We start from the raw sequence: 16,894 nt of genomic DNA, 5'->3' as shown, positions 1-16,894 counted from the left end.
TCAGCCGTCCAACCTCCCCGGCGTGATGTCCTGCTGGACACGGGACGCCGCAGGCGCCTCGGGCGTTTCCACCGTGGAGGAACCAGCGAAGATGCCTGCGATCGGCACCTGAACGGACGTTTCGGCCAGGTGCACGGTCAACCCGGGCAGCTGCGCGGGCGTCAGGACCATGCTGCGGTCCGATCCCGCGATCACGAGTGCCAGACGATGCCCCTTCGGGATCACGTAGTCCGCCGTGGACAGCCGGAAGGTCATCTTGTACTTGTTCCCGGGCGTCAGCGGCTGTTCGGCGCTGATCGACTGGTAGTTGGCCAGATCGGCCCACCCGCGCGCGATGATCGTGGCGTCCACAGTGGACGTGGTTGCCTCGGTCTCGCGGTAGCAGGCGTCGTCGCCCGGCCGGTCCTCGCCCCAACACGTTTCGTTGGTCAGCGTGCGAATTCCTTCGCCGGTGCGGCTACGGATGGTCGCCGGGCCGTAGTCGACCAGGAACGCGGAAAGGTGCGCGGTCGGCGTTGAAGGCGTTGCACTGACTGTGATCCGAGGAATGCCCGCGATCCGCACGTCGTGCGTGAGCTCGCCTGTGCTGTAGAGGACACGTTCGCCGGATGTGGCGTTCGGCGAGCTGATGGCCGACTCCGGCGTGGTCGTCCCGGGATCCGTGAAGGACTCGGCGGCCGACGAGCCGGGGAAGAAGTTCAACTTGCCCACTCCCGCAGTTGAACCAGCGACAGGGTGCAGACGCACCCGTGCGGCCGGCGCGGGCCAGATCGGGTATTCGGTCCACTGGTTCACGCCGCTCTCCACCGAGACCTGTGGCTCGTACTCGATGCCGTTGCGGACGTTGAGCAGCCAGCGGTCGAACCAGCGGTGCAGCGTCCGGACCCATTCCGGCCTGCGGAAGTCGAACGGGTCGACGTGGCCGGTCTGCGACAGCCAGAGCTTGCGGGGAGTGGAACGAGGCAGGGCGTCGAGCCACTGTCCCCAGTTGATCGGCTTGACGTTCAGGTCGGCGCGTCCGTTGATGGAGAACACCGCGGCCTTGACCTTGCTGGCGTTGCGCACGTAATCCCGTTGCTGCCACATGGCGGTGTAGTCGCCGTTGGCTGGCGCGCCGGTTGTCATCTCGGTACGAACGGCCTCGCACCCAGCCTTGGCGTTGGCGTTCTCGAAACCGGAAGCGAGGTTCGTCGGCGTGCCCCAGCCACGGAAGGACACCCCGTCGGACCGGAACCAGTCGTACCACGAGCTGATCGCCTCGATCGGCACGATCGTGCGCAGCCCGTCGACGCCGGTCGAGGCGACGCCTTGGGCGACGCTGCCGTCCCAGGACTTGCCGATCATCGCGGCGGCACCGGTCGACCACGAGGCCTTGACGGTCGAGCCACCCTCGACCGCCGAGTATCCGGTGGCGCGGCCGTTGAGCCAGTCGATCACGGCCTTGCCCGAGGCGACTTCCGAGCGCCCGCCGGTGTCCATGCACCCGGTCGACCGGCTGGAGCCGCTGAAGTCGACCAGGGCGACCGCGTAGCCGCGAGGGACGAAGTAGTTGTCGTAGAACAGCGGGAACTTCACCGGTACACCGGCGGCGTCGTACGACTTGCGCTCGGCTTCGTTGCCGCGTCCGTTGGTCGCGTAGTACGGACTGGCGTCGATGATCACCGGCACTTTGCCACGGGTGGCGGGTCTGATGATGTCGGCCGCCACCCGGTCACCGACACCGTTGTTGTCAAGGTCCAGACCGATGTCCACCCAGACCGTCTCCCGGATCGCGTCCTGGAAGGAGTGAATGGGTTGTGTGACACCGTTCTTCACTGAGTAAGACGGCTGTGCTGCCTGGGCGGGCACGACCACCGCACCAGACAGCAGCCCGACTAAGCCACCGATCAACACCCCACGAATCGACATACCGGTGACGCTAAGCCGTGCACCCTGACCTGCGTCAGCGCCGAAAGTGCCAATTCAGCGCACCTGGTCGAGCCTGCCGGGGACGATGTCCTGCTGGACCACCGAAGCGTCCGGCGCCGTGCTCGCCGAGGTCAGTGGCAGCGTGCCGGCGACGGGCAGCAGGATCGAGGTCTCGGCCAGGTTCACGGTGACGCGTGGCAACTGCGACGGGCTCGTGGTCATGGAACTGTCGGTGCCTGCGATCACAAGGGCCAGCCGGTGACCGCGTGGCACAACGTAGTCGGTCGCGGAAAGCCGGAACGTCATCGTGTACTTGGTGCCCGGCGTCAGCGTCCGCGGCGTGCTCAGCGACTGGTAGTTGGCCAGGTCGGCCCAGCCGCGCGCGATGATCGTGGCGTCCACCGTAGACGTTGTGGCCTGGGTGTCGCGGTAGCAGGCGTCGTCGCCTGGCCGGTCCTCGCCCCAGCACGATTCCGTTGTCAGCGTGCGAATTCCTTCACCGGACGTGCTGCGGATCGTCGCCGGGCCGTAATCGACAAGGAACGCCGACAGGTGCGCGGTCGGCGTGGACGGTGTCACGGCAACGGTCAGCCGGGAGATCCCGGCAAGCCGAACGTCGGAGCCGAACGGGCCCATGCTGTACAGCACGCGACGCGCCGAAGTGGCGTTCGGTGAGGCGATGTAGGACGAAGGCGTACCGGAACCGTTGTCCGTGAAGGAAGAAGTCGACGTGCCCGGTGTCGGCCGCAACGTGCCGACACCGGCAACGGACCCGGCGACGGGGTAGAGCCGCTGGGACTGCAGTCCCGAAGGCGGCCACGTCGGTGAGTCGGACCACTGGTCCACGCCGCGCTCGACCGACACCTGCGGCTCGTTCTCGATGCCGTTCTGGATGTTCAGCAACCAGCGGTCGAACCAGCGATGCAGGGTACGGACCCATTCCGCCCGGCGGAAGTCGAACGGGTCGATGTGCCCGGTCTGCGACAGCCACAGCTTGCGCGGCGTCGAAGCGGGCAGCGCGTCGAGCCACTGTCCCCAGTTGATCGGCTTCACGTTCAGGTCCGCGCGACCGTTGACCGAGAAGACCGCCGCCTTGACCTGACTGGCGTTGCGGACGAAATCGCGTTGCGACCACATCGGCGTGAAATCACCGTTGGCCGGAGCGCCATTGGTCATCTCGGTACGCACAGCGCCGCAACGGGATCGTGCGTTGCTGTTCTCGAAACCGGAAGCGAGACTCGTCGGCGTACCGAAACCACGCAGCGAGACGCCATCCGAGCGGAACCAGTCGTACCACGAGCTGATCGCGGAGATCGGCACGATCGTGCGCAGGCCGTCAACGCCCGTCGCGGCAACCCCATGCGTGATGCTGCCGTCCCAGGACTTGCCGATCATCGCGGCGGCGCCGGTCGACCACGACGCCGTTTTGACCGAACCGCCGGACGCGGCTGAATATCCAGTCGCGCGGCCGTTGAGCCAGTCGATCACGGCTTTGCCGGACGCGATCTCCGAGCGTCCACCGGTGTCCATGCACCCGGTCGACCGGTTGGAACCGCTGAAGTCGACCAAGGCGACGGCGTAACCCCTTGGTACGAAGTAGTTGTCGTAGAACAGCGGGAACTTCACCGGCACACCGGCGGAGTCGTACGACTTGCGCTCGCTTTCGTTGCCGCGCCCGTTGGTCGAGTAGTACGGGCTGGCGTCGATGATCACCGGCACACGCTCGGCCGTGGCTGGCCGGACGATGTCGGCGGCGACCCGGTCACCGACACCGTTGTTGTCCAGGTCCAAGCCGATGTCGACCCAGGTCGTCTCGCGGACGGCGTCGGCGTGGATCGGTTGCGTGACACCGTCTTGCACCACGAACGCCGGTTCCGCCGCCGAAGCGGGAACCACGACCAGCCCGGACAGCAACCCGACCAGTCCACCGGTCAGCCAGCCACGAATCGCCATGCCAGAGACGCTAAAACGCTGGTCGGCGGGATTATCAGGGCCGAAGGTGGCAATGGGTTCCCAGTTAACAGGACCTGCGGCACTGCGTGGGGCTGATCCCGTAGAAGCGTTTGAAGGCTGCGCTGAACCCGAAAGCGTCGGCGTAACCGACCTGATGTGCCACCGCACCAACGGTCGCATTCGACTCGGCGAGCAGTTCGGCAGCCAAGGACATCCGCCAGTCGGTCAGGTACGTCAACGGCGGCTTGCCCATGAGCTTGACGAACCGGTTCGCCAGCGTGGAGCGTGACACACCCGCTTCACCCGCCAACGAGGAGAGCGTCCACGGTTTGCCCGGCGCCGCGTGCATCGCGCGCAGGACGGGTCCGAGCGTCGCGTCGTCCCACCCACGCGGCACCTGTTGCTGGTCGAACCACGCTCGGAGCGTGCACACGAGCAGCCATTCGAAGAGCCGGTTCTGCACGACCTGACTGCCTGGGGCGTAGATGGACGTCAGGTCGTCACACCCGTCCAGCACCAACACCGGCGGGAGAAGATCCAACAATCCGTCCGACACGCAATAGGTCCCGACAAGCAGGACCGCGCTGTTCGACTCCGCCTCGAACGGCCCGCGCACAACGGCGATGTCGCCGAGGTGCACAGGCTTGGTGTTGAGGCGCACGTGGCCTCGGAGGGGCGCGATGAGCGTGAGTTCGCCGGTGAACCGCAGCGTTCCAGTCAATTCCTGACGACCGGTGCTCGTCGACCGGACACCCCTCAGCAGCTCGTCAACCGGATCCATGCTTTCACTTTACGGACGAATGGACATGTCCCGTGTACTCCGCGACATGTCCTGCGCGCGGCGATGGCTGTTTGCTCATCGGCATGACGATTTTGGTTTTGGGGGCGACCGGCAAGACAGGAAGCCGCCTGGTGCAGACGTTGCGGGCCGGGGGCTCGGCGGTTCGGCCGGCGTCCCGGTCGGGCGAGGTGCGTTTCGACTGGTCCGCTCCGGACACATGGGGTCCCGCCGTGGACGGGGTTCGCGCGGTGTATCTCTTGGCGCCACAGGATCCCGCTTCGGCTGAGATTTTTGTCAAGCAGGCGGTACAGGCCGGTGTCAGCCGTTTCGTGGCCTTGTCGGGGCGGGAGATCGACCAGTTCCCCTCGCAATACTTCCAAGGCATGCGGGCTGCCGAGCAGGCGGTGCGGGACTCGGGTGCGGAGTGGACGATCATCCGCCCGAACAACTTCAGCCAGAACTTCTCGGCACCGGAAATCTGGGGCGGACCACTGATGTCCGGCGAGCTGGCGTTGCCGATGGACGCGACACCCGAGCCGTTCATCGACACCCAGGACATCGCAGACGTCGCCGCGGTTGTGCTGACTTCGGACGGGCATCACGGGCAGGTGTACGACTTGTCCGGGCCGCGGGCGATCAGCTTCGCTTCAGCCGTGGCCACGATCGCTGCGGTGACTGGGAGATCTATGCGTTTCGTGGAGTGTTCGCCGTCGGAGTATCGGGCTTCGCTTTTGGAGGTTGGGGCCTCCGAGGGCGACGCCGAGGAGCTGAACGCGTTGTACGCCGGGATGAGGTCCGGGCTTTACACCGTTCCGGCTGATGGGGTTCAGCGAGTGCTGGGACGCGAGCCCATCGACTTCGAGACCTTCGCCGCGCGTGCGGCCGAAGCAGGCGCGTGGAGCGCCTGACCAGCGGGAACACCGGAATTGTCGGACCCCTGCGGTAACGTGAAAACAAGGGATCCCCTTGGGGGAATTGCTGTTGGGGACGAGGCTGCCCGGCGGGTCACCCGGTCTTCGGCAGCGTCGTTCCCGGCGCGGCTGGATTCCGCTAGTACACCGTGCGGATCAGCCGCGCGCTCATCGCGCTGGTGCCGTCGCGGCTGACCAGCGGTGGGCTCGTCGAGCTCCTGCGCGCGGCGGACGAGGACCGAACTGTCGCACGATGTCCTAACAACGGCGGCGCTTGTGCAGCACACCGCGGGGGCAGCGGACCGGGGCGCCGATCACCGCCATCGCCGGTACTGAACGAGGCACAGATCAAGTAAGGGCCAACCTGAACCAGCCACCGGCCGCGACCGTACCCAGGATGTGCTAGCTGGCCCCGGTCCAGAGCCATCCAGAACTGTCGTACCCCTGCGGTAACGTGAAAATCAGGGGTCCCCCTGCGGGAATTGTTGTTGCGATGGCGCGCGGCCTGCCGCTCTGTCGGCAATGCCAGCACCGAACACCAGCGGCAGCAACTTCGCCTTGAGGGGCCGGGAACCCGGAACTGTCGTACCCCCGGAGTAACGTGAAATCCGGGGGTCCCCCTGGGCGAATTGCTGGTGCGGATCAGCGCGGGAAGCCGGAGGCGCGCCAAGCTCCGGGGCCCGGCCGCAAAGGAGCCCGCAGCACGTGCGCCGGATTGCTCCAAGCCGACCGCGGTTCCGACGGCTTCTCGTCAGAGCCGCCCGCGCGCCCTGGCAGCGAAGCGACCACGGCTGTCAGGGCCGCGAGTTCGATGTCATCCGGCGTACCGCGCACGATCCGCAGCAGAGGCCGTTCTCCGTCGCTCATAGTGGAATGTTCCCATGCTTCTTGGCCGGCAAGGTCTCTCGTTTGTCTTGCAACATCCGCAATGACCGCGCCACATACCCACGCGTGTACGAAGGCGGGATCACGGAGTCCACATACCCACGCTCAGCTGCCGCATACGGGTTGAGCAATGTGTCCTCGTACTCCTGCACGAGTTCCGCGCGCAACGCCTCGACGTCCTTACCGTCATCGGCTGCCTTGGCGAGTGTCTTGCGGTGCACGATGTTCGCGGCGCCCTGGGCACCCATGACCGCGATCTGTGCGGTGGGCCAGGCGAGGTTCATGTCCGCGCCGAGGTGCTTGGAGCCCATAACGTCGTACGCGCCACCGAACGCCTTACGCGTGATGACCGTGACCTTGGGGACGGTTGCCTCGGCGTACGCGTAGATCAGTTTGGCGCCGCGGCGGATGATGCCGTTCCATTCCTGGTCGGTGCCGGGCAGGAAGCCGGGTACGTCCACGAAGGTCAGTACCGGCACGTTGAAGGCGTCGCACGTCCGCACGAACCGGGCCGCTTTTTCCGAGGCGTCGATGTCCAGGCAGCCGGCGAACTGGGTCGGCTGGTTGGCCACCACACCCACCGCGCGGCCTTCCACCCGGCCGAAGCCGACCAGGATGTTCGGCGCGAAAAGCTCGTGCACCTCAAGGAATTCGCCGTCGTCGAGCACGCGGGTGATCACTTCGTGCATGTCGTACGGCTGGTTCGGCGAGTCCGGGATCAGCGTGTCCAGCTCACGATCCGTATCCAGCAACGCATCCGCGATCGAACCGTCGCCGGTGTCCTCGCTGGGGAAGACCGGCGGGTCGGACAGGTTGTTCGACGGCAGGTACGACAGCAGTTCCTTCACGTAGGAGATCGCGTCGTCCTCGTCGGACGCCAGGTAGTGCGCGTTGCCGGACTTGGTGTTGTGCGTCCGCGCACCACCGAGCTCCTCGAACGTCACCTCTTCACCGGTCACGGTCTTCACCACGTCCGGGCCGGTGATGAACATCTGCGAGGTCTTGTCGACCATCACGACGAAGTCCGTCAGCGCGGGCGAATACACGTGCCCGCCCGCGTTCGCGCCCATGATCAGCGAGATCTGCGGGATCACGCCGGACGCGCGCGTGTTGCGCATGAAGATCTCGCCGTACAGGCCGAGTGAGACGACGCCTTCCTGGATGCGCGCGCCGCCGCCCTCGTTGATGCCGATGATCGGACGGCCGGTCTTGATCGCCAGGTCCATCACCTTGACGATCTTCTCGCCGTAGACCTCGCCGAGCGCACCGCCGAACACGGTCACGTCCTGGCTGAACACGCACACCGAGCGGCCGTCGATGGTGCCGTAACCGGTCACCACGCCGTCGCCGTACGGGCGATTCTTCTCCAAGCCGAAGTTCGTCGACCGGTGCCGGGCGAGCTCGTCCAGTTCGACGAACGAGCCGGGATCCAGCAGCTGGTCGATCCGCTCACGAGCGGTCTTCTTGCCCTTGGCGTGCTGCTTTTCCACAGCACGGGCCGAGCCGGCGTGCACGGCCTCGTCGTTGCGGCGGTAGAGATCCGCCAGCTTTCCCGCCGTGGTGTGGATGTCGGCGGACGTGTCTGCACCGGGTGGCGGCCCGAGGGGTTGTGACGCACTGCTCATGGCTTGGCAGCCTAGCCACGCGCGCGCCGAAGCGGTTTCACGACGTAGCTCACGTCACCCCCTAATGTTTTAGGGGTGGACGCAGAGCAGCTCGCGCAGCGGTTGACGCAGCCAAACGGCCCATACGCGGGCGTAACGGTTGTCGAAAGCACCAAGTCGACGAACGCCGACCTGGAGCGTGGGCGGCCACCGGACCGCACAGTGCTCATCGCCAGGGAACAAACCGCTGGTGAGGGCCGTCGCACGCGGTCGTGGAGCTCCCCGCCAGGCGGGTTGTACGTCAGCATCTACTACGCACCTGGCGTGCCGGCGCATCGGTGGCCGTGGCTGACGTTGTTGGCAGGCGTCGCGCTGGTCAACGTGGCTCGCTCGACGGGCGTCGAGGCAGTTCTGAAATGGCCGAACGACCTCCTGCTCGGGCCTGGCCGCAAGAAAGGCGCCGGTGTGCTGGCCACGACCACTGACAAAGGCGTCGTGCTCGGCATCGGTTTGAACGTTCAGCCGGTGCAGGCCGAACTCGGGCCCGGCGGGCTGGCGCCGACGTCGCTGGCTGAGGAAGGCGCGAACGAACTCGACCTGACCGAGCTGGCCACCCGGTTGCTGCTGGAACTGGACAAGTGGGAGGCGCCGTGGCGCGCCGCTGACGGCGACCCGTTCGTCAGCGGCCTGCATGAGGAGTACCGCAGCCACTGCGAGACCCTCGGCCAGAAGGTCAGGGTCGAGTTGATCAACGGTTCGTTCGAAGGCACCGCCCGCTATCTGGAAACGGACGGAACGCTCGTCGTCAGGGACGTCGAAGGACACGATCGGTCGGTTCCGGCGGGTGACGTGGTGCACTTGCGTACCGCCACTTAGGGCGACATCCGCCATCCTTGACGATGGATGGTCCCGGCGCGGGTACGGTATGCCCGTCATCGTCGGGTACGGGAGGACACCGTGGCCTATCCAGACGACCTGCTCAGTGCCAACGAGCGTGTCGTGATCCACAAGCACCCGCACTGGAAGATGCTGCTGGTGCCGTACATAGTGCTGCTCGTCACCCTCGGTGCGGGGGTCTGGCTGGCGATCCTCGCGCAGGACCTGTCGTGGAGCACGCTCGCGTTCATCCTGATCGGCGCCGTGGCGTTGATCTTGATCGTGTGGCTGTTCCTCGCTCCGTTCGTCCGGTGGCGGACCACGCACTTCATCGTCACCACCGATCGGGTGATGGCACGGGAAGGCGTGATCAAGCGGACCGGGATCGACATCCCGCTGTCGCGGATCAGCAGTGTGCGGTTCGAGCACGGCCTGATCGACCGGGTCGTCGGCTGCGGAACACTGATCATCGAGTCCTCCAGCGAGGAGCCGCTCGAGTTCGACGACATCCCGCAGGTGGAGAAGGTGCACTCGTTGCTGTACCGGGAGATCAACGACAACCCGGACGACGACTTCGTCCAGCCGACGCAGCAACAGCAGCAGCCACCGGCACAAGGGCGCTGACTTGGCCGCCGCCGGACTGCCGGACAAGGTCGCATCGCGCGCCGATCTCCCAGGCGAGGTGACGATCTGGGAGGTCGGCCCGCGCGACGGGCTGCAGAACGAGAAGTCCGTTGTGGACCTCGACGTCAAGCTGGAGTTCATCGACCGGCTCGCCGACGCGGGTCTGCGCACGATCGAGGCGACGAGTTTCGTGCACCCGAAATGGGTGCCACAACTGGCCGACGCGGCGGACCTGCTGGCCGGACTGTCCAAACGCGACGGTGTGCGCTATCCGGTGCTCGTGCCGAACGAGCGCGGCCTTGATCGCGCGCTGGAGTCCGGCGTCACGAACATCGCGATCTTCGCAAGCGCCACGGAGACCTTCGCGCAGAAGAACCTGAACCGCACGCTGGACAGCCAGTTCGAGATGTTCGACCCGGTGGTCAGCCGGGCTAGGGCGGCGGGCCTCGAGGTCCGCGGCTACGTGTCGATGGTCTTCGGCGACCCGTGGGAAGGCCCGGTACCCGTCGACCAGGTGGTCACGGTCGGCCGTCGCCTGCTCGACATGGGCTGCTCGCAGCTGTCCCTCGGCGACACCATCGGCGTCGCGACACCAGGCCAGGTCGAAGCGATCATCAGCGCCTTCGGTTCGCCGGAGGCACTTGCCGTGCATTTCCATGACACGTACGGACAAGCGCTCGCCAACACCCTCGCGGCGCTCCAGTGTGGAGTGTCCACGGTGGATGCGTCGGCCGGTGGCCTCGGGGGTTGCCCGTACGCCGAATCGGCCACCGGCAACCTCGCGACCGAGGACCTGGTCTGGATGCTCGACGGCCTGGGCCTCTCGCACGGCGTCGACCTGAACAAACTCGCCGACACGAGCGCGTGGATGGCGACCCGGCTGGGCAGGCCAAGCCCGTCCCGGGTTGTCCAGGCGCTGCGGGGCTGACACCCTTCGTCGGCATGCGTGTCGTCGAGCTGAGCGAGAAGACCTGGCCCGCGCAGGAACGGCTCTTCGGTCCACGAGGCGCCGCCGAGGGGTGCTGGTGCATGTACTTCCGGCTGCCGAACGCCGATTTCATGCGGGGCAAAGGCGAGCCCAACCGGCGCGCGGCCCGCAAGCTCGCTCGATCGAGCGAACCTGTCGGGCTGCTCGCGATGGAGGGCGACGACGCGATCGGCTGGGTGGCGGTCGCGCCGCGGTCGGTGTACCGGCGCCTGGACCGTTCCAAAGTCGCCGCGCCACCGGATCCCGACGAGGACCTCACAGGCGTTTGGTCCGTAACGTGCTTTTTCATCCATCGGACCGCACGACGCAAAGGTGTCGGGGCTGAGCTGCTGCAAGCGGCGATCAAGTACGCCACCAAGAAGGGCGCCAAGGTCATCGAGGCCTATCCGGTCGACACCAAAGGAGGCAAGGCCAGTTCCGGCGAGCTGTACCACGGCACCCTCTCGATGTTCCTGGACGCGGGGTTCATGCTGGTAGAGCACCGTGGCGTGCGGCGTGCGCTGGTCCGCAAACCCGTCGGATGACTGACGGAACCAGATCGCGGCGCGGCGCGTCCAACGCGTGACCGGGCATGTAAGCCGAGGCGCAACCGGAGGTGGCCGTGGCTTCCGATCATCGGGCGCAGGTTGAGGAGCTGCTGGCCGACTACCGGCGCAGCCGCGAACAGCTCGCGTCCATGCAGCAGACCCTTGAGGCCATCAACGAGTCCGTCACCAGCTCGGACGGAACGGTCGTGGCGACGGTCGGCGGTCGCGGCACGCTGACCGACCTGACCTTCTCCGACGACGCCTACATCCGGCACCGGCCGTCTGACCTGGCGAAACTCGTGCTCCGGACAGTTGCTGCGGCGGTGACCAAGGCCTCCGAGACCGCCAACCGGACCGTCAGCCCGTTGCTTCCCGTGCAGACCGATCCCGCTGCGTTGCTGGCCGGACGCGCCGATCTCACCGAAGCCGAGCTGACGCCCAAGCCCAAAAAACCGCGGCCGTCCGTTGACGACGACAGCTACGAGAACGTGAGCTGGCTGGACAACCCGAGGAGGACGGTGTGAAGGACGGCTTTCTCACCGACTACGAGCGGCTGAGCCGGCACGCTGGCGAGTTCGGCGGTCTCGCCGACCGGGTCGCGTCCATCGCGGGTGAGCTGAACCGGACGCTCGACTCGCTCGGTCAGCCATGGGGGACAGACGAAGTGGGCCAGAGCTTCTCGAAGATCTACTCCGCGCCGTCCAGCGACACGCGCGCGGGCCTTGGCGCGGCGCCCGGTCAGCTGCGCGACATGGGCGACCGGCTCAAGGCGATGGCGCAGGCCTACCGTGACGTCGAGAAGTCCGCCGCCGACGGCTTTGGCAAGGCCTGACATGGGCATCGAGCTGCCCGCGGAACTCGCCGACGTCGCGGCGCGAACCGGCGTGAAATGGCCGGTCGCCGACGAGGACAAGATGCGCGAAGTCGCGCAGGCGTGGCGGGACACCGGCCAGAAGATCACCACGCTGATCAGCGAAGCCGACACCACCGCACGCGCCGCGCTGAACACGACCGAAGGCGCGAGCGCGGACTCGGCGCGGCGGCACTGGGGTACGTTCGTCCAGCCGGACACCGGTCACCTGACCAGGATCGCCAAGGGGTGTACGGCCAACGCGGACAAACTGGACCACGCCGCCAACCAGATCGGCCAGGCCAAGCTCGCGATCGTCCGTGAACTGACGCCGTTGGCCAAGAACATCAACGTCGCCCAGCACGCCGCGCAAGCCGGTGACCACACCGCCTTGCTGGGCCTGGACACCGCGATCAAAGGCGTCGCGGCCAACATCGCCAACGTCCAGTCCACTTTGGTCACCGCGGTCCAGCCGGCCAGCGGAGTGGTGGTGGACGCGGTCGAGCCGATCGTGCACACCAACCCCGGCGGCCACGGCCAGAACCTGCTCGCGCCGGTGACGAACCTGGTGGACAGCGCCGTTCACGGCGGCAGCCATGGGCCTGGCCTGGTTCCGGCCGTTGCCGATGCGGTGCCTGGTGTGGTGAACCCGGTTGTCGATGCGGTTCCTGGTGTGGGAAGTTCGGGTGGGCAGCACGGGCCGGGCGTGGTTCCGCCGGTCGCGGATGTCGTGCCCGGTGTTGTCAACCCGGTTGTCGATGCGGTTCCTGGTGTTGGGAATTCGGGTGGGCAGCACGGGCCAGGTGTGATTCCGCCCGTCGCGGATGTCGTGCCCGGCGTGGTCAACCCGATCGTCGACGCGGTTCCGGGCGTGGGGAACCCAGGCCACCAACCCGGCGTGCTCCCGCCGTCGGCCGTGATCCCGCCTGGCCATTCCGGCGACTACGGTCCTGGCGGTTCCGCAGGTTCCGCAGGTTCCGGCGCTCCTGGCGGTCCGGCGCACCCGGCTCCGCCCATTCAGCCACCAGGCGGGTACGGACCCGACATCCGGATACCGGACCCCGCGACAGGCCCGATACCGATGATCGGCCGCGACGCACCCACGCCCCCGGCAGGCATTCCGGCAAGGCCTGATCATGGCGTGCACCTTGCTGGCGCGTCCGCTCTTCTCGACGCCCCCGCACCACAACAGGCGCCGGCTCAAGGGTCACCCGCGATCCCCGCACAGCCATTGGCGAACCAGCCGCCAGCCGCTCCCGCATCTCCGTTCGCAGGCGGCACAGCGCCTCCGCCACCTCAAGCCCCACCAGTCGCACCTGTGCCGCCGCCGCAGGCAGGTTCCGGCCAGCCCGCCACGCAGGCACCGCCGCAGCCCCAGCAACAGCAGGCCGCGCGTGGGGCGGTTCCGTTCGCTGTCACGGCCGAGCCCGCTCGGCATGCACCACAGCACGCCGTGATGGCCGCGCCCGTGCCGCAGGGCGCGCAGAACGAAGACCAGGACCAGGAATCCGTGATCGCGCTCTGGCTGGTCCGGATGTTCCCGATTGGACACATGCCGGTCGCGACCGGCCGCCCGGCACGCCAACTCCCGCCGCCACCGGTCGAATTCGACTACGCCGCGGGCATGCGTTTCGAGCCGGACGACCATCCTCAGGCCGAGCTGATCGACGACGCGGAAGCATTAGCGTGGGCTGTCGAGGGCGGTGACGCGGTCACCTCTGGGCCGCCCGCACCGGCCGATGAGATCACGAGCGGCCACGATCCCCTTGCCGGGCAAAACGAACGTGACTGGGCGCGTCGGTTCGTCGTGCGCGCGGGCCACGGACGGGACACTTTGGACACTGAGTACGCCTGGCCGCCCAGTGAACTCTTCCCCGAAGGCGCCACCGCGCCGGGCGAGCCCGAAGTCCTCGAACCGGGCACGGTCATCGACCGGTTCGGCACGCCCGACGGCCGAGTTTTCGCCGCTGCGGACACCTCGTTCGCGCAACGCTCGTTGCCGCCTTCGCACGTCTACGCCGAGTACCGCCGCTACCGCGTACTCAAGCCGCTTCCCGTGTGGCGCGGGATTTCCGCCGCATGGTTCGGCCAGACCGGCGGAGGCGTGCGTTATCGGACCACTCATCCGGCGCTCGACCTGATCGCGCTGGGCTACCTCGCCGAGGAATCAGCACTAGGAGACAGTCAATGAAGGCTGAGTCGATCGTCGGCTGGCTCGGCGCCGTCGGCATCCCCGAAGAGCTCGTGTCGGTCGGCACCGAAGCCGACAACGCCTGGTGCCTGATCCGGTCCGACGAACCCGACGAGCACGGCGCGGTCAGCTGGGAAGTCTTCTGGCGGGAGCAGGGCAACCGCTACGACTGGGCCCGGTTCACCAACGAACAGGTCGCGTGCCACTACCTGTTCGGCAGGCTGACCTGGGCCCAAGTCGCGCGCGGCGCCGTCGGGGTGATCAAAGCCGACTAGAACGGCGGCACGTCCGAGGTCGAAGCGTTGCCGAGCGTCGACTTCTCCAGGCTGATCTGCCAGTCCGACTTCTGGTCGAAGGTCTGGTCGAACTTCTCGTAGCCGCAGTCGCGGGTGAACCCCTTGCGGCCGTCGTCCCAGTCCTCGCCGGTCTTGAAGTACACCTGGTACGTGCCGGAGATGCCGGTCAGCGTCGCCTCGGACGAGGCGTGGACGTAGATCATCGCCTGTGGTTTGGCCGGATCTCCGCTTGTCACAACGGAAATCGCCACATCGCTCGCGGCGGCGTTCTTGATCTTCAATCGGCCACGGCCCCGCGGCCCGACCTTGAGGAGCACTTTTCCGTTGGCAGCACGGCGAGTCTGCTGTGCGGGCGGCGCGGGCGCGGGTGCCGGGATGAAGCTGCCGAACTGGTACCCGGCCGTGGTCAGTGCCTTGAAATCGGCTTCCCTTGACCGGACGGACGCGTTCACATTCTCTTTGGCCGCAGGCAGATGTGGTTGCACGGTCCCGCAACGGTCGGCCTTCGGCGCAGTCGTGACGTCCGCGCTCTGGACGGAAGACAACATGGTGCTCAAGGCGGTGCGCATCGACTGATGCGAGCGCGCGAGTGCGGTCGGTGGAAGGAGTTTGGCCAGTTTGCTGTCTTCAGTCGCGATGGCCACAGCGAACGCGTCGCGCGCTGTGTCCAAGGCTTCGACACTGCCTGCGGCTTGGATCGCGGCCATCGCAGCGGCCAAGGCTTGGTCGGCGGCCGTCAACGCAGCCTGATATTCCTGCTGTGTCAACGGAACCGGCGTTGACGTGGTCGTCGTCGGCGGTGGTGGTGGTGGTGCGGTTACCGAGGAAGGCGCCTCCGCACTGCAGGACACGAGGAGGACACCGGTCGTCAGAACCGTCAGTGCTCGGATCGCGGTGCTCACTACCGGAATGCTCCGCCAAAGCCGTGGGACCAGTCCCGGCCCATTTGCCTTGACGTCCGCGCGGTTGCCCGGTGGCGGCGTGACCGTGGAGTCGGCACGCCGCCAGCCAAGCGTTGTCGCTCAGCGAGCGAGTTTCTCCAGCGCCGCGTCATGCAGGTGGCCGTTGGTGGACAGCGCCGAGCCGCCAAGGAACGTGTCCACGCCCTTGAGGTCGCTGAACCGGCCGCCCGCTTCCTTCACGATGACCCCGATCCCGGCCACGTCCCACGGGTTCACGATCGCCTCGGCGGCGATGTCGATCACGCCCTCGGCGACCAGGCAGTGCTGCCAGAAGTCGCCGAACGCCCGGCTCTCCCAGCACGCGTCGACAAGCCGCAGGTACGCCTCCCGTGAATGGTGCTCCACCCACGAGCCGAGGTCCGTCGTGGACACATACGCGTCCGACAAGGAGTTGACGCCGGAGACTGACAGCTTCCTGCCATCTTCGGCGTAGGCGCCCTCGTTCGCCTCGGCGAACCAGCGCTTGCCCAAAGCGGGTGCGCTGACCACACCGAGGACTGGCTGACCGTCGATCACCAACGAGATCAACGTCGCCCAGGCGGGTACTCCGCGCAGGAAGTTCTTCGTACCGTCGATCGGGTCGATCAGCCAGGTCCGGCCGGTGCCGACCTGACCGCCGCGCTCCTCTCCGGCGATCTCGTCGTCCGGGTAACGCTCCGCGATCAGCGCACGGATGGCGTCCTCCGTGGCCGTGTCGGCGTCGGTCACCGGGGTCCGGTCGGGTTTGCGAGTGACCTTCAGGTCTTGCGCGCGAAAGCGCGCCGAGGTGATCTCGTCCGCCGCGTCGGCGAGACGCAACGCGAAGTCAAGGCTGGATGACACGTTCCTGATGTTGCCAGGCCTACAGTGGTAACCGTGAGTGTGGTGCTGCTGGCCGAGGACGACTCGGCGATCGCAGACCCGTTGTCGCGCGCTCTGCAGCGTGAGGGCTACGCCGTGGAGGTCGTCACCGACGGGCTGAGTGCGTTGGAATTCGCCGACGCGGGTCGTGCGGACCTGCTGGTGCTGGACCTTGGGCTGCCCGGGATGGACGGGCTCGAGGTCTGCAGGCGGCTGCGCTCGTCAGGGCGTGGGCTGCCTGTGCTGATGCTGACCGCGCGGGCCGACGAGGTGGACTTCGTCGTCGGCTTGGACGCGGGCGCGGACGACTACGTCGCCAAGCCGTTCCGGCTCGCCGAACTGCTGGCCCGCATCCGCGCGCTGATGCGTCGCCAGGCACCCGGCGCGGTCGAGGTCAACGGCGTGAAGATGGACCTGGCGGCTCGTGTGGTCACTGTGGACGATCAGGAGATCACGCTGGCCAACAAGGAGTTCGAGCTGCTGCGCGTGCTCATCCAGCGTGCCGGGCAGGTCGTCACCCGTGAGGAGATCCTCGCCGAGGTGTGGGACGACGCGCCCGAGCGCAAGACGAGCAAGACCTTGGACATGCACATGTCCTGGTTGCGTCGCAAGCTCGGCGACATCGGCCCGCGCGGGGCCACCGAGCGCCGGATCGCCACGGTCCGTGGTGTCGGCTTCCGGTTCAACGCCGACTAAGG

At 67.1% G+C, this 16,894-nt stretch carries 17 protein-coding genes; 10 read left to right on the top strand and 7 right to left on the bottom strand.

What is annotated here, in order from left to right; translation table 11 throughout:
- The 3 genes from B9C43_RS11345 to B9C43_RS11335 form a co-directional block, all read right to left on the bottom strand.
- Complete coding sequence (locus B9C43_RS11345; protein ID WP_143446283.1) at window positions 1-1,908, bottom strand: Xaa-Pro dipeptidyl-peptidase; 1,908 nt, start codon at window positions 1,906-1,908, stop codon at window positions 1-3.
- A 54-nt stretch (window positions 1,909-1,962) separates the two neighbouring features.
- Window positions 1,963-3,861: a Xaa-Pro dipeptidyl-peptidase gene (locus tag B9C43_RS11340; RefSeq protein WP_084426007.1), complete on the bottom strand. Its 1,899-nt coding sequence runs from the start codon at window positions 3,859-3,861 to the stop codon at window positions 1,963-1,965.
- A gap of 64 nt (window positions 3,862-3,925) precedes the next feature.
- Window positions 3,926-4,642, bottom strand: coding sequence for a helix-turn-helix transcriptional regulator (locus tag B9C43_RS11335; RefSeq protein ID WP_084426005.1), 717 nt, complete (start codon window positions 4,640-4,642; stop codon window positions 3,926-3,928).
- Window positions 4,643-4,725: 83 nt separating this feature from the next.
- On the opposite strand from B9C43_RS11335, the gene B9C43_RS11330 reads away from it, so the two are divergent.
- On the top strand, window positions 4,726-5,550 hold the full coding sequence (locus tag B9C43_RS11330) for an NAD(P)H-binding protein (protein WP_084428032.1): 825 nt from the start codon (window positions 4,726-4,728) through the stop codon (window positions 5,548-5,550).
- A gap of 645 nt (window positions 5,551-6,195) precedes the next feature.
- Here B9C43_RS11330 and B9C43_RS11325 read toward each other — a convergent pair.
- Complete coding sequence (locus tag B9C43_RS11325; protein ID WP_033388337.1) at window positions 6,196-6,420, bottom strand: acyl-CoA carboxylase subunit epsilon; 225 nt, start codon at window positions 6,418-6,420, stop codon at window positions 6,196-6,198.
- A complete protein-coding gene (locus B9C43_RS11320) occupies window positions 6,417-8,063 on the bottom strand; it encodes an acyl-CoA carboxylase subunit beta (protein ID WP_084426003.1) in 1,647 nt (548 codons plus the stop codon). The genes B9C43_RS11325 and B9C43_RS11320 overlap by 4 nt, the downstream gene beginning before the upstream one ends.
- A 75-nt stretch (window positions 8,064-8,138) precedes the next feature.
- On the opposite strand from B9C43_RS11320, the gene B9C43_RS11315 reads away from it, so the two are divergent.
- The 8 genes from B9C43_RS11315 (at window position 8,139) to B9C43_RS11280 (ending at window position 14,373) form a co-directional block, all read left to right on the top strand.
- The gene (locus B9C43_RS11315; protein WP_084426001.1) at window positions 8,139-8,918 is read left to right on the top strand and encodes a biotin--[acetyl-CoA-carboxylase] ligase; all 780 of its coding nucleotides are present in this window, start codon (window positions 8,139-8,141) and stop codon (window positions 8,916-8,918) included.
- 81 nt (window positions 8,919-8,999) lie between these two features.
- Window positions 9,000-9,542, top strand: a complete 543-nt coding sequence (locus B9C43_RS11310; RefSeq protein ID WP_033388339.1) for a PH domain-containing protein — start codon at window positions 9,000-9,002, stop codon at window positions 9,540-9,542.
- Window position 9,543: 1 nt separating this feature from the next.
- Window positions 9,544-10,470, top strand: a complete 927-nt coding sequence (locus B9C43_RS11305; protein ID WP_084425997.1) for a hydroxymethylglutaryl-CoA lyase — start codon at window positions 9,544-9,546, stop codon at window positions 10,468-10,470.
- Window positions 10,471-10,484: 14 nt separating this feature from the next.
- A complete protein-coding gene (locus tag B9C43_RS11300; protein ID WP_084425995.1) occupies window positions 10,485-11,054 on the top strand; it encodes a GNAT family N-acetyltransferase in 570 nt (189 codons plus the stop codon).
- Between the two features lie 77 nt (window positions 11,055-11,131).
- Window positions 11,132-11,581, top strand: a complete 450-nt coding sequence (locus B9C43_RS11295; RefSeq protein WP_033388348.1) for a YbaB/EbfC family nucleoid-associated protein — start codon at window positions 11,132-11,134, stop codon at window positions 11,579-11,581.
- Window positions 11,578-11,889, top strand: a complete 312-nt coding sequence (locus B9C43_RS11290) for a WXG100 family type VII secretion target (protein ID WP_084425993.1) — start codon at window positions 11,578-11,580, stop codon at window positions 11,887-11,889. Before B9C43_RS11295 ends, B9C43_RS11290 begins: the two co-directional genes overlap by 4 nt.
- Window positions 11,846-14,098, top strand: a complete 2,253-nt coding sequence (locus tag B9C43_RS11285; RefSeq protein WP_160096478.1) for a TNT domain-containing protein — start codon at window positions 11,846-11,848, stop codon at window positions 14,096-14,098. Before B9C43_RS11290 ends, B9C43_RS11285 begins: the two co-directional genes overlap by 44 nt.
- A complete protein-coding gene (locus B9C43_RS11280; protein ID WP_033388342.1) occupies window positions 14,095-14,373 on the top strand; it encodes a hypothetical protein in 279 nt (92 codons plus the stop codon). The genes B9C43_RS11285 and B9C43_RS11280 overlap by 4 nt, the downstream gene beginning before the upstream one ends.
- Here B9C43_RS11280 and B9C43_RS11275 read toward each other — a convergent pair.
- Entirely contained in the window at window positions 14,370-15,296 is a 927-nt protein-coding gene (locus tag B9C43_RS11275; protein WP_084425989.1) for a hypothetical protein, read from the bottom strand. The two genes, B9C43_RS11280 and B9C43_RS11275, sit on opposite strands and share 4 nt — an antisense overlap.
- 120 nt (window positions 15,297-15,416) lie before the next feature.
- Window positions 15,417-16,187: a histidinol-phosphatase gene (gene hisN, locus B9C43_RS11270; protein ID WP_033388345.1), complete on the bottom strand. Its 771-nt coding sequence runs from the start codon at window positions 16,185-16,187 to the stop codon at window positions 15,417-15,419.
- A gap of 24 nt (window positions 16,188-16,211) precedes the next feature.
- On the opposite strand from hisN, the gene B9C43_RS11265 reads away from it, so the two are divergent.
- Window positions 16,212-16,892: a response regulator transcription factor gene (locus B9C43_RS11265; protein ID WP_033388349.1), complete on the top strand. Its 681-nt coding sequence runs from the start codon at window positions 16,212-16,214 to the stop codon at window positions 16,890-16,892.
- Window positions 16,893-16,894: the final 2 nt, after the last annotated feature.

It is taken from the genome of Kibdelosporangium aridum, from assembly GCF_900176515.1.
Classification (GTDB): Bacteria; Actinomycetota; Actinomycetes; order Mycobacteriales; family Pseudonocardiaceae; genus Kibdelosporangium; species Kibdelosporangium aridum.
This window is presented reverse-complemented; position numbering and strand designations above follow the sequence as displayed.

Excerpts from the sequence above, each read along its gene's own strand:
- B9C43_RS11345 (WP_143446283.1), bottom strand. The coding sequence starts at position 1,908 with ATGTCGATTCGTGGGGTGTTGATCGGTGGCTTAGTCGGGCTGCTGTCT.
- B9C43_RS11340 (WP_084426007.1), bottom strand. The coding sequence starts at position 3,861 with ATGGCGATTCGTGGCTGGCTGACCGGTGGACTGGTCGGGTTGCTGTCC.
- B9C43_RS11335 (WP_084426005.1), bottom strand. The coding sequence starts at position 4,642 with ATGGATCCGGTTGACGAGCTGCTGAGGGGTGTCCGGTCGACGAGCACC.
- B9C43_RS11330 (WP_084428032.1), top strand. The coding sequence starts at position 4,726 with ATGACGATTTTGGTTTTGGGGGCGACCGGCAAGACAGGAAGCCGCCTG.
- B9C43_RS11325 (WP_033388337.1), bottom strand. The coding sequence starts at position 6,420 with ATGAGCGACGGAGAACGGCCTCTGCTGCGGATCGTGCGCGGTACGCCG.
- B9C43_RS11320 (WP_084426003.1), bottom strand. The coding sequence starts at position 8,063 with ATGAGCAGTGCGTCACAACCCCTCGGGCCGCCACCCGGTGCAGACACG.
- B9C43_RS11300 (WP_084425995.1), top strand. The coding sequence starts at position 10,485 with ATGCGTGTCGTCGAGCTGAGCGAGAAGACCTGGCCCGCGCAGGAACGG.
- B9C43_RS11280 (WP_033388342.1), top strand. The coding sequence starts at position 14,095 with ATGAAGGCTGAGTCGATCGTCGGCTGGCTCGGCGCCGTCGGCATCCCC.